Annotated in this window: 10 protein-coding genes; 4 read left to right on the top strand and 6 right to left on the bottom strand. The window is 34.7% G+C overall.

All coding sequences use genetic code 11. The annotated features are described in order from the left end of the window. The first annotated feature begins 3 nt into the window (after positions 1-3). Both DVK85_RS10835 and DVK85_RS10840 read left to right on the top strand, forming a co-directional pair. Complete coding sequence (locus tag DVK85_RS10835) at positions 4-1,038, top strand: endonuclease (protein WP_135227495.1); 1,035 nt, start codon at positions 4-6, stop codon at positions 1,036-1,038. A gap of 198 nt (positions 1,039-1,236) precedes the next feature. After that, complete coding sequence (locus DVK85_RS10840) at positions 1,237-5,487, top strand: lamin tail domain-containing protein (RefSeq protein ID WP_114678455.1); 4,251 nt, start codon at positions 1,237-1,239, stop codon at positions 5,485-5,487. Between the two features lie 94 nt (positions 5,488-5,581). On the opposite strand, the gene DVK85_RS10845 is transcribed toward DVK85_RS10840, so the two are convergent. Then, complete coding sequence (locus DVK85_RS10845; RefSeq protein WP_114678456.1) at positions 5,582-6,010, bottom strand: SRPBCC family protein; 429 nt, start codon at positions 6,008-6,010, stop codon at positions 5,582-5,584. A 22-nt stretch (positions 6,011-6,032) separates the two neighbouring features. Then, positions 6,033-6,341: an ArsR/SmtB family transcription factor gene (locus DVK85_RS10850; protein ID WP_114678457.1), complete on the bottom strand. Its 309-nt coding sequence runs from the start codon at positions 6,339-6,341 to the stop codon at positions 6,033-6,035. A gap of 108 nt (positions 6,342-6,449) precedes the next feature. Here DVK85_RS10850 and DVK85_RS10855 point away from each other — a divergent pair, with 108 nt between their 5' ends. After that, positions 6,450-7,016, top strand: a complete 567-nt coding sequence (locus DVK85_RS10855; RefSeq protein ID WP_114678458.1) for a pseudouridine synthase — start codon at positions 6,450-6,452, stop codon at positions 7,014-7,016. A 97-nt stretch (positions 7,017-7,113) separates the two neighbouring features. Here the strand turns inward: DVK85_RS10855 and DVK85_RS10860 are convergent, their stop codons facing one another. The 3 genes from DVK85_RS10860 to DVK85_RS10870 all read right to left on the bottom strand — a co-directional run bounded on the left by DVK85_RS10860 (position 7,114) and on the right by DVK85_RS10870 (position 10,422). Further along, the gene (locus tag DVK85_RS10860) at positions 7,114-7,326 is read right to left on the bottom strand and encodes a heavy-metal-associated domain-containing protein (RefSeq protein WP_114678459.1); all 213 of its coding nucleotides are present in this window, start codon (positions 7,324-7,326) and stop codon (positions 7,114-7,116) included. A gap of 24 nt (positions 7,327-7,350) precedes the next feature. Next, positions 7,351-9,783 (bottom strand): heavy metal translocating P-type ATPase, encoded by a 2,433-nt coding sequence (locus tag DVK85_RS10865; RefSeq protein WP_114678460.1) that lies wholly within the window; start codon positions 9,781-9,783, stop codon positions 7,351-7,353. A 69-nt stretch (positions 9,784-9,852) separates the two neighbouring features. Then, positions 9,853-10,422, bottom strand: a complete 570-nt coding sequence (locus tag DVK85_RS10870; RefSeq protein WP_114678461.1) for a helix-turn-helix domain-containing protein — start codon at positions 10,420-10,422, stop codon at positions 9,853-9,855. 111 nt (positions 10,423-10,533) lie between these two features. Here DVK85_RS10870 and DVK85_RS10875 point away from each other — a divergent pair, with 111 nt between their 5' ends. Beyond that, the gene (locus DVK85_RS10875) at positions 10,534-11,013 is read left to right on the top strand and encodes a hypothetical protein (RefSeq protein WP_114678462.1); all 480 of its coding nucleotides are present in this window, start codon (positions 10,534-10,536) and stop codon (positions 11,011-11,013) included. A 12-nt stretch (positions 11,014-11,025) separates the two neighbouring features. Here the strand turns inward: DVK85_RS10875 and DVK85_RS10880 are convergent, their stop codons facing one another. Next, complete coding sequence (locus DVK85_RS10880) at positions 11,026-12,303, bottom strand: NAD(P)/FAD-dependent oxidoreductase (RefSeq protein ID WP_114678463.1); 1,278 nt, start codon at positions 12,301-12,303, stop codon at positions 11,026-11,028. Positions 12,304-12,310: the final 7 nt, after the last annotated feature.

The raw sequence follows: 12,310 nt of genomic DNA on the forward strand, positions 1-12,310 counted from the left end.
AAAATGAAGATAGCAAAGACACTAGCCCTTTTACTACTACCCTTTTATTGTTTTTCACAAATACCCGAATATTATAATTCTATAAACTTTAGTTTAACGGGCGATGCTTTAAAAGATGAACTTGCAGTACTAATTACTGAAACACATACAAACGAATTAGTATATACTCCAGAGGTATGGAATGCTCTAAAACTAGGAGATCTTGATCCTGAAAATAGCGAAAATGTCTTGTTAGTATATGGTTACAATGATGAAGATGATGATCCTGATAACGATAGAACAAGAGATAAAGACCTTAGCTGTCATAATACAAGTTGTACAGGAAAATGGGTTAGAGAACACGTGTATCCACGCTCTCTAGGAAACCCTAATTTAGAATTTGAAGGCCCAGGATCAGATGCTCATCATTTACGTTCTGTAGATTATTATATGAATAATTCGCGAAGCAATAAACGTTTTGCTGATGGCTCAGGAAATGCTTCTGTAATAACAGGAGGTTATTTTTATCCTGGCGATGAATGGAAGGGTGATGTAGCACGAATGATGATGTATATGTATGTACGCTATCAATCTCGATGCCTACCTGTAGTAGTTGGATCTGGTAGTACAAGTTATAGTGAAGATATGCCTGACATTTTTTTAGAGTGGAATACTGAAGACCCTGTAAGTGAGTATGAAATGAATAGAAATAATGTATTAAATGATATGCAGGGTAATAGAAACCCTTTTATAGATAACCCCTACTTAGCTACTATTATATGGGGCGGGGCTGATGCCGAAGACACATGGCTATTAGATAATGAAGATTTTACAAGTACAGATTTAGTTGTTTACCCTACAGTTACTACAGGTACTATTTATATTGATAATATTAATGGTCTAAATTATACTTATACTATATACAATATGATGGGGCAAGAAATTAAAAGTACTATTATTGATAATAAAATTGAAATGAATAGTTACCAATCTGGGATTTATATTTTAAATATAAAAATAAAAAATAAAATAAAGTCTTTCAGAATTTTGTTAAAATAGTATAGAGAATATATAAAATTATATTTTCTAAGAAAACTCCATTAATCATAATGGAGTTTTCTTATTTTTAAGCAGTTAACATTATAGTAACGGTCTTTTGATATATAAGACATCATTAGTTAATATAGGAATTGAAACTTTGTAGTCGGTTGAAAATCAATCCCCTTAAAGGTATTCAAATATTAATTAATACAAACTATGATGAAACTTTTCCAAAAAAAATTACTGTTTAAAATTTTTACAACAGTACTGCTCCTCTTTAATTGTATACTATGGGCACAAGGCAACGAGACATTTACTAATGTTTCTATTGTAAGTACTAATAGTTCTTATCAAACTAGATCTTGGACAGGAGATAACGGAATATCTTGGACAGCTACAGAAGCAAGAAGAGATATCTATTTTAACACTTCTAACAGTAGTAGTACATATACTAGTAGTGATGGTGATGGTAACACTATTTGTATAAATAGTGGTGGATATGTTGAAAATACAACTACTATTTCAGGGGGTGTAGGTACATTAAGTTTTGAGTATGCAAGAGCATATTCAGGAAACTCTACACTTAAAGTATATGTAAATGATGTACAATATGGTGGTACTATAACAGTATCAAGTGTAACTCCTACTACTTTTAGTGTAGATGTAAACGTAACTGGCGACGCAGTTATAAGACTTGAAAACAGTGCTAAAAGAACTATTATTGATAACCTTGAATGGACAGCAGGAGCAGCTCCACCAACAGTTACTACTACTGAAATAATAACTACTGATATTACCACTACATCTGCTACAAGTGGCGGTAATGTTACAAGTACTGGCGATACAAGTACAGAACGTGGTGTAGTATGGAGTACTTCTGTCAATCCTACTGTAAGTCTTTCTACTAAAACAAGCGATGGTACAAGTACTACTACAGGTATATACAGCAGTACTATTACAGGGCTTAACTCTAATACTCAATATTATTATAGAGCCTATGCTACAAATGCTGGTGGCACTGCTTATGGTACTGAATACAGTTTTTACACAAGAGCTATTACTCCTGCCGTTCCTACACTAGGAAATCCATTTATTAATTCTTTTGAAATAACATTAGATGAAAATGGTAATAATAGCACAGTAGAATATGCTATAAGAGTAAATGGGTCACAGTATGTTGATGCTTCAGGCGAACTTATAGACAATGAAGTATGGCAAACTGCTACTACGTGGGGAATGGTTACTGTAACAAACCTTACTGCTAATACAGACTACAGTGTAGATGTAAAAGCAAGAAATATAAGCGAACTAGAAACCCCTTTTAGCAGTGCTGCCAATATAACAACTTTATCTGCAAGTGCACCATTTATTACATTAGATAGTGCCTCTTTAGATTATGGAGACGTTTGTACAAGTATTAGTGGAAACGGATCTTTTACCTTTACAGGGCAAAACATTGATGCTAATTCTAATGTAACTATAGCTGCGCTTGCAGGATATAGCTACTCACTTACAGAAGTAGGTACTTATGTAGATAACCTTACTATAAATAACTATAATAACGAAACTGTAACAGTATATGTAAAGTTCTCTCCTACAGAAGTAATAAACTATGACGGAGATATTATAGTATCTGGTCAAGGTGATAGTGAGTCAGCAGAACTATCAATACCTGCGACAGGAAGCGGTATAAACACAGCAGGAACAGCTGTAACAGGTGCTACTTCAAGCATTACCCAAGTATCAGCTATTGTAGCAGGACAAGGAATAACAGGCGGATGTACAGCTATTAGTACTTATGGTATTGAATATAGTACTACTAGTGATTTTACTCCTGGTGAAGGAATACAAATTGAAGGAGACAACCTCTCTGAATCTGACTTTACAGTAACAATTTATTCGCTATCTCCTGAAACAACATATTATTATATAGCATATATTACTGATGGTTCTGGCACATTATATGGAGAACAATCAAGTTTTACAACACTACAACTAGATGCGCCCATTACTACAGAAGCTACTAACATTACTTCAAATTCTTTTACTGCAAACTGGGACTTAGAAATAGGTGCCGAGGGTTATTACTTAGAAGTAAGTGAATATGAATCATTTGGTACAGGTATTATTGCAACTGATTTATTTTTCTCTGAATATGTAGAAGGGTCAAGCAATAATAAGTATTTAGAAATTTATAATGGTACAGGAGCAAGTGTTGATTTATCTGATTATCAAATAAGGCAATATAATAACGGAAGTAGTTCTCCTACATATACTCAACCTTTATTAGGTACACTTAATGATGGTGAAACAATAGTAATAAACAATACTTCAGCTGCACTATATTATGGTTCTAATATGATTAATGGCGGACCGATAATGGCATTCAACGGAGATGATACTATGGTTTTGTATAAACTAAGTACTAATGCTTTTATAGATATAATTGGTAGTATAGGTGATGATCCTGGGTCATATTGGGATGGAGGAGGAAATCTAAGAACAAGAGATAGAACTATAGTAAGAAACTCTAATATACTTAGTGGAGTAACTAACACCAATACTACAGATTTCCCTACTCTTGCTACAGAATGGACTGGTTATAGTCAAAACTACATAAATCTTGGTAGTCATACTTTTGGAGGAGGCATTACACCATCATTCGTTGAAGGTTATGAAGGGCTTGACGTAGGTAATGTAACATCATATGAAGTAACAGGGCTTGACCCTTTCAAGACTTACTACTACAGAGTAAGGGCATATAGTACAAACAGCACGTCAGATGATTCGAATATTACTTATGTAATTACTAAGCCTGTTGCAGTTACTTGGAATGGTGATGCATGGACACCTTCAGAATATCCAGATGCTTCTCCTGTAGTAATAGACAATACACTAGACGCTGTTATTGAAGGTGACTATAATACTACAGATGATGGTACATTTGAAGTTAAAACCCTTACAGTAAATAGTGGTTCTTTTGTTGTAGCCGAAGGTACTTCGATTACTGTTATTGACGAGATTACTAATAATAATGGTGCAGAAAATTTCATTGTTGAAAACAATGCAAACATTATTCAAGTTAATGAAGTCGCTAATATTGGAGATATTAGTGTTCAAAAATCAAGTTCACCCTTATACAGATTAGATTATACATTATGGTCTTCTCCTGTACGCGGACAAAATCTTCAAGAATTTTCTTCAATGACATTAGCTAATCGTTTTTATGATTATGATGAAACTACTGATCTTTTGCAAGCTATAGACCCTGAAACAAATGATTTTGAGCAGGGATTAGGTTATCTTATCCGTATGCCGAATGATCATCCAGCTTTTATAGATGCCGATACTCCAGGTACAGCTTGGACAGGTACTTTTGTAGGTGTACCTCAAAATGGTACAATTACAGTAAATATGTCAACCATTCTTAACGGATATAATCTTGTGGGTAACCCTTACCCATCTCCTATTAATATCCATGATTTTTATGCTGCTAACGCAGCAACTTTAAATGAGTCTTCGGCATTATATTTCTGGAGAAAACGTAACGACCCAGATGCTACTACCTATTGTAATGTTACAATGGCAGCTTATACAGCTAATAACCAAAGTGGTGGTTGGGGCGATACAGGTTCTGGAACATTTGTGGGCGACCCTACTACTTGGGTTATTAATCCTGGGCAAGGGTTCTTTGTACAAGCTTCAGGAGGTACGCTTACATTTAATAATAATATGAGGGCAAATGTAAATAACAATCAATTCTTTAGAACAACTCCAGAGGATGCTAATACTTTAGATATATCTCGTTTATGGATTAATCTTACTGGCGATTCGAGTGGATTTAGCCAAATGGCAGTAGCATATAGTAATGTGACAACTAATGATATTGATTATGGTTGGGATGGTAAGGCTCTAGTTGAAGACGGGGTTATAAAGGTATATTCTACTGTAAATGATAATAAATTAACGATACAAGCTAGAGAATCTTTTATTGATACAGATGAAGTTACCTTAGGCTATAATGTTACTGAAGCGGGTAGCTATACTATTAGCTTAGACCATACAGATGGTTTATTCCTTGAGGGGCAAGATATTTTCCTTACAGATAATCTTACTGGAGAAACAGTAGATCTTTGGGATATTGATTATATGTTTACTACAGAGGCAGGACAGTTTAATGACAGATTTGTAGTTACATATCGCCTTACTCCACTTAGTACTCCTGAATTTGAAATTAATAATAGTAATGTTATTGTGTCTACTAAAGATGGAGCTATTACAGTTACTGCTAAAAACTTAGAAATGGCAGATGTAAACATCTATGATGTGCGCGGAAGACTACTATATACAAAATCAGGTATTAATACATCTGAAATTGTTATTAACGAGGTACAGGCACAACAGCAAATACTGATTGTAAATGTTACTACTGATAAAGGTACTGTGAGTAAGAAGGTTATATTCTAAATAATTGCAATAGTTTTATATTTTTTTAGTTAAGAAATCGCTCGGAAAGTAACTTCCCGAGCGATTTCATTTTTTAGCTAATGTATTTTTTCAATTATTTCTTCTCAACATACTCTTTTAATGAAGTACCCAATATTTGATTCCATCCTTTTTCAAAATTATCTCTTTTAAGTTCTTCTATTGAAGGGAAAGTATCCAAATCTGTATGAGTAAGTATAAGTTTGGTTTTATCATCTTCTGGAAAAAGCTCAAAAGTAACATAGGATATTCCGTCATAACCGTCATACTTCCAGCTATACGTTAGTTTCGTTTCAGGTATAACTTCGGTTACTTCACATAAATGAATGAAATTTTCACCATCATGATCACAACCAACAAAATTAAACTTAAAACCTATTTCGGCTTTAAAATCTTTAAGATCAAAATACCATTGTCTCATTTTCTCCACATCGGTTAGTGCCTGCCATACATGGGTAACAGGAGCATTATAAGTACGCGTTACAACTAAAGGTTTTGTTTCCATATTATAAAATTTTATTGTTTACTTATTTTTCATCTTCCAGGAAAGCACCCAATGCATCCAGCTTATCGTTCCAAAACTCCCTATAGCGGTTAGTCCATTCGGCAACTTCTTTAAGTTTAGATAGCTCTGCCCGACAATAACGCTCTCTCCCCTCTTGTTTAATACTTACTAAACCACATTCTGTAAGTATTTTAATGTGTTTGGATACTGCCGGACGGCTTATCTCAAAATTATCAGCAACAGCATTCAGGTTTAATTCCTGTTTTGATAATAAATTAATAATAGCTCTTCTATTTGGGTCGGCTATTGCCTGAAATACATCTCTTCTCATTTTAATTATGTAACTATTCGGTTACAAATATAAGAAACCATTTGGTTACACAAATAAATTTTAAAACAAATTTTAAAATTTATCTTTGTCTTTATTCAATCAAAATTTATGGAACATCATTTTATTATCTACAAGCCTTACGGCTACCTTAGCCAATTTATATATAACCTAAAGCGTAAAAAGAAACTTTTAGGAGAACTACACAATTTCCCTGAAGGTACTATGGCAATAGGTAGGCTCGACGAAGACTCTGAAGGTTTACTATTACTTACTACAGATGGAAAAGTAAGTGCTGCTGTACGCAGTAAAAAGGTAGAAAAAGAATACTATGCTCAAGTAGACGGACTTATAACACAAGAGGCTGCAAAGCAACTACAAGAAGGGGTAGAAATAGGTTTTAATGGCACGCGCTACACTACGCTACCTTGTAATGCTTTTATATTAAACGCACCTCCTAGTTTACCCGCAAGAGGAAAAAAGATAAGAGATGAACGACACGGTCCTACATCATGGGTATCTATAACCGTAACTGAAGGCAAGTTTAGACAAGTGCGAAAAATGACTGCTGCTGTAGGGTTCCCTACCTTACGTTTAGTAAGAGTACGAGTAGGGAATGTACAACTAAATGATATGCAACCAGGCGAAGTTCGCGAGGTTAATACTTTTATACTCTAAAAGAATTATTCTTTTAATAAGTGATTGATTTGTAAATTTATAGTAGGCTATTTCAACTTATTATATAAGTTAATTACACATAAATTGTTTACCTTTTTTAAACCGGCTCTATAGTAAATCCTGCCTTTTTTACGGTAGTTATTACCTCATCTCTGGTAGCTCCTTCTAATTTTACAGTCAAAATTTTATCAGGATTATCAGTATCTACACTCCACTGTTCTATTCCTGCTACATCATTTAATAATGGTGTTACTCTGGCTACACAACCGCCACAGTTTATACTTGTTTTAAATTTTAATTCGTTATTCATATTAGTTTTATATTAAATTCTATTTTAAAGTTTTTTGGTTTTCAATAAAAGACTATTACTTACTACACTCACACTACTAAGCGCCATAGCAGCACCTGCTATCATTGGGTTTAATAAAAATCCGTTTATAGGGTATAACACCCCCGCTGCTATGGGTATGCCTATTACATTATAAATAAATGCCCAAAATAGGTTTTGGTGTATAGTAGCAACCGTTTGTCTTGACAGTTTTATTGCCTGTGGTATTTTAAACAAATCGCCAGATATAATTGTAATTTTAGCAACATCTATAGCAATATCGCTCCCCTTTCCCATAGCAATACTCACATCTGCCTGTGCCAGTGCTCCGCTATCATTAATACCATCGCCCACCATAGCTACTACCTTACCTTCATCCTGTAACTTTTTCACGAAGTCCAGTTTATCTTGTGGTAATACCCCTGCTTTATAGTGGTTAATACCTACTTGGGCAGCTACTGCTTTAGCAGTTTGCTCATTATCGCCTGTAAGCATATAAACAGCTACATTCTCTGCCTGCAATTCTTTTATAGCTTTTGTCGAAGTTTCCTTAATAGTATCTGCTATGGCTATCGCACAAAGCACTTGGGTAGCATCTGTAAACAATACTACAGTATTAGCTTCAGCTAGCTTTTTGTTCATCCATACTTTAACTGACTCTGATACTTGTATATTTTGCGCTGCTATAAGGGTAGTATTACCAATGGTATACATAACATTATTATACTGCGCCTGTATACCCATCCCCTCTTTATTTTCAATAACCACATCATTCAGAAATTCTGATTGCGTTTTTAAATATTGTACTATAGCATTTGCCAAGGGGTGTTCAGATGATTTTTCAATACTGTACAGTATATCCCGCCTTTCTAGGGTTTCTTCTGTAAACCATTTTATATCGGTAACACTAGGATTACCCGCTGTAATAGTACCTGTTTTATCGAGAATAACAGCTGTTACTTTTTTAGCAAGTTCCAAACTCTGCGCATCTTTTATCAATATACCGTTTTGCGCTCCCTTGCCTACCCCTACCATTATAGCTGTAGGTGTAGCTAAACCAAGTGCACACGGGCAGGCAATAACCAACACGGTTACCATTGCTAATAGTCCTTGTGTAAAACTATTATCGCCCCCCAGTATAAACCATACTATAAAAGTTATTATAGCTATACCTATAACAACAGGAACAAATATTCCTGCAATTTTATCTACTAAATACTGTACAGGAGCTTTACTACCTTGTGCGTCTTGCACCATCTTGATTATTTGAGACAGGAGTGTTTCGCTACCCACTTTCTCTGCTTTAAACTGAAAACTGCCTTTTTGGTTTATTGTTCCTGCAAAAACAGTAGCACCTTCTTTCTTTTGTACTGCAACAGGCTCTCCGCTTATCATGCTTTCCTCTACATACGAACTGCCTGATGTTACCACGCCATCTACCGCTATTTTACCTCCGGGTTTTACCAACAATATATTCCCTACCTGTACACTACTAATAGGCATTTCCATTTGATGTCCGTCTTCGTGTACAACAGTTACAGTTTTAGGTTGTAGTCCTATAAGGTTTTTTATTGCCGATGATGTATTGCTCTTTGCTTTTTCTTCGAGCAACTTTCCCAAAAGAATAAAAGCTATAACTACTGCCGATGCCTCAAAATATACATGAGCTTCTATGCCCCTATTATGCCAATATTGCGGAAAAAGTGTATTAAAAACACTAAACAAATATGCTGTACCTGTACTTACAGCCACCAATGTATCCATATTAGCCGAACGATGTTTAGCCTGTTTATATGCTCCTTTAAAAAACTGTTGTCCAAAATATAACACTACAGGCGTAGCCAGTAACCACATTACATAATTAGCCCAACCCATTTTCATAAGTACGGGTGTCATCCCTATAATAACTATCGGGATAGCTAAACCAATAGCCCAAAATGTTTTCTTTTTTAATGCTTTATAATACTCTTGCTGCATTGCTTCGAGCGAATCGGGTGTAGTGTCATCTTCATCAATAAGTATATCATAGCCTATTGCCTGTAATGAAGCCTTTAATGTAGGGGTATCCGTTATAGTCGGTATAAACTCTATAGTAGCATTGCCGTTAGCATAGTTTACCGATGCATTTACTACGCCTTCTTGCATTTGTAATACATTTTGACTGGAAGCTGCGCAGGAGGCGCAGCTCATACCTGTTAGGGGATAGGATTTTTTTACAGTAACTACATTATAGCCTAAATCGCGTATTTTATGTACTGCCTCAGGAACAGCCGTAAGTAAGTCTGACGTTGTTATAACCGCCCTATTATTGTTCAGCTCTACTTTATGACTGTCTAGTGCTTTTACATCTGCAAGCCCTTTATCTACAATAAGAGCGCAATGTTCGCTCTCTACTCCTTGTAAAGGTAAATTAACAGTATTTGATTTTGAATCTTTCATGACGGATTGTATTTAGTACAAAGTTCCACATTAAGACCGATAAAGTACTTATACTATTAAGGAAACAGTTTATATGTTTTGGGAAATATTATCTAACGGTTTGCGTAGCTCACTGCCCTTTTTTCGGAATACTGTAGGAGTAAAACCCGTTATTTTCTTGAACTGAGCCGAAAGATGTGCCGTGCTACTGTACCCTAACATATCGGCAATTTCATTAAGGGTCATCTCATTATATAGCAATAATTCTTTTACTCTTTCTATTTTTTGTAGAATGATAAAATGTTCTAATGTAATCCCTTCTTCAGCAGAAAAAAGTTTACTAAGTCCTGAATAATCTTTATGCAACTCACTTGCCAATAATTCAGAAAATACAACCTTATCCTGATCAGAATGATGTATTTTATCTATCACTATTGTTTTTATTCTATCTATTAGTTTTTCTTTATTTTCTTCCAATAGTTCAAAACCCTGCTCTTGCAGTTTTTGTTTTACTGTTGTAATTTCATTTACATCAAGCTCTTTTGCTGTAATGGCTTCGCCCAAGCTTACTTGTAAAGGCTGCATATCCATAACCTGCAATAACTGTGTTACGGCAGTAATGCATCTTGGGCAAACCATATTTTTTATAATGAGTTTCATATTTTATTTAATACTAACAAAATTTTTAATACTAACAAAATTAGGGATTATTAAATAGTGGTATTAAGTTAAGTAATTTCTTTTTTATAAGTTTGCTCCCAAAAATAAACGATGAATAATATTATCACCTACTTAAAACCTGTACCGTTTATGAAACGCTTTTTAGGCGTTACGCTAATGCTATTTGGTATTTTTGCACTTCTTTTTCTTAATATTATTTTTGGTGCTATATTTTTGGTATTAGGTTTAAACCTTGCCTCTACCGAGGGTTCACAAATAGATATTACAAGCAAAACGTATAGAAAAATATGGTCTTTTTTAGGTATTCATATAGGTAAATGGGAGCCCTGTCCTGAGTTTGAGTATGTTTCTGTTTTTCGTACTAACCAAGACCAAACTGTAAATGTTGTTACCGCAACAACAACAGTAAGAACAGAAGTAATACTACTTAATTTATTTTACGGAAATAAAAATATTACTTTCTATCAAACTACTGATAAAGCAGATGCTTTTAAAGTAGCCGAGCATTTTAAAGTTGTTTTTAATATTGATATACTCGATGCTACCGAAAAAGACAAGGTTTGGCTTTAGCTACATTATAGGTTAGTCTTTTTTATCCTCATTTTTTCTTTTATCTGGTCGAATTATCATTCTTAACGATTGGTCTTGAGCAAAATAAGCTGTCATCCAATTCCAAAAAGTAGCAAGTCTGTTACGGTAACTAATTAATGACATTAGGTGAATAAATAACCATGCCAACCATGCTATAAAGCCATTAAAGTGTATTTCTGGCTTAGGGATATCTACTACTGCTTTATTTTTACCAATAATAGCCATAGAGCCTTTATCATTATATTTAAACGGTTGCAATGCTTCGTTTTTTAACGTTCGCTTAAAGTTCTTCGCAAGCTGAATGCCTTGTTGTATTGCCACCTGTGCTACCTGTGGGTGACCATTAGGGAAGTTTTCATCAGTAGTTTGTATACTAGTATCTCCAATAGCATATATATTGTGAGTATTAGCCACTTTATTAAATTCATCTGTAATCATTCGTCTACCGCGTCCGTAACTTTCTAGAGGGACACCTTCAAATGTTTTTGCCGATACTCCCGCTGCCCATATCAGGTTTTTAGAGCTGATAGTTTCGCCATTAGATAGGTAAACTGTATCATCAGTAAAATCAGTAACACGGGTGTTTAGTTTTATAACAACTCCCATTTTCTCTAAAGCATGATAAGTCGCCTCTTGCGATTTTTTACTCATAGGTCCTAAAAGAGCATCGCCACCATCTACAAGATATATATTACTAGCACTCGTAGCAAGCTCAGGATATTCTTTACGTAACACTCCGTTTCGCATTTCGGCAAACATACCTGATACCTCAACTCCTGTAGGTCCTCCTCCTGCTACTACTATATTAAGGTATTTTCTTCGCTCTCTACTGTTTTTACAAATAGCTGCCTTTTCCATGCGTTGCAAGAGCCTATTTCGCATTTCTATAGCGTCATTAAGGGTTTTCATGGGTATGGCATTTTTCATGACATTCTCCATCCCAAAATAATTAGTCTCAGCTCCTGTTGCGAAAACCAGTTTATCATATTCCAATTCGCCATTATGCAATACTACTGTATTGGTTTCGGGTTTTACCGAAAGTAACTCGCCAAAACGAAACTGTATGTTTTTTTTACCGCGAAATAATTTCCTGAAAGGATAACTAATACTAGAGGGTTCTAGGTAGGCTGTAGCTACTTGATATATTAACGGCGGAAAAAAATTATAATTATTTTTATCTACCAGTGTTATTGTAAAATTTTTATTTTCTGCTAGGTTTTCTGCTAAATTTATACCAGCAAACCCTCCTCCTATTATTACTACTTTCATGAAAATT

The organism is Flavobacterium arcticum (assembly GCF_003344925.1).
In the GTDB taxonomy this organism is placed as follows: Bacteria; Bacteroidota; Bacteroidia; order Flavobacteriales; family Flavobacteriaceae; genus Flavobacterium; species Flavobacterium arcticum.

Bases quoted from the DNA above. Each gene is read 5' to 3' on its own strand.
- DVK85_RS10870 (WP_114678461.1), bottom strand. From the start codon at position 10,422: ATGAAACTCATTATAAAAAATATGGTTTGCCCAAGATGCATTACTGCC.
- DVK85_RS10840 (WP_114678455.1), top strand. From the start codon at position 1,237: ATGATGAAACTTTTCCAAAAAAAATTACTGTTTAAAATTTTTACAACA.
- DVK85_RS10845 (WP_114678456.1), bottom strand. From the start codon at position 6,010: ATGGAAACAAAACCTTTAGTTGTAACGCGTACTTATAATGCTCCTGTT.
- DVK85_RS10835 (WP_135227495.1), top strand. From the start codon at position 4: ATGAAGATAGCAAAGACACTAGCCCTTTTACTACTACCCTTTTATTGT.
- DVK85_RS10860 (WP_114678459.1), bottom strand. From the start codon at position 7,326: ATGAATAACGAATTAAAATTTAAAACAAGTATAAACTGTGGCGGTTGT.
- DVK85_RS10855 (WP_114678458.1), top strand. From the start codon at position 6,450: ATGGAACATCATTTTATTATCTACAAGCCTTACGGCTACCTTAGCCAA.
- DVK85_RS10875 (WP_114678462.1), top strand. From the start codon at position 10,534: ATGAATAATATTATCACCTACTTAAAACCTGTACCGTTTATGAAACGC.
- DVK85_RS10880 (WP_114678463.1), bottom strand. From the start codon at position 12,303: ATGAAAGTAGTAATAATAGGAGGAGGGTTTGCTGGTATAAATTTAGCA.
- DVK85_RS10865 (WP_114678460.1), bottom strand. From the start codon at position 9,783: ATGAAAGATTCAAAATCAAATACTGTTAATTTACCTTTACAAGGAGTA.
- DVK85_RS10850 (WP_114678457.1), bottom strand. From the start codon at position 6,341: ATGAGAAGAGATGTATTTCAGGCAATAGCCGACCCAAATAGAAGAGCT.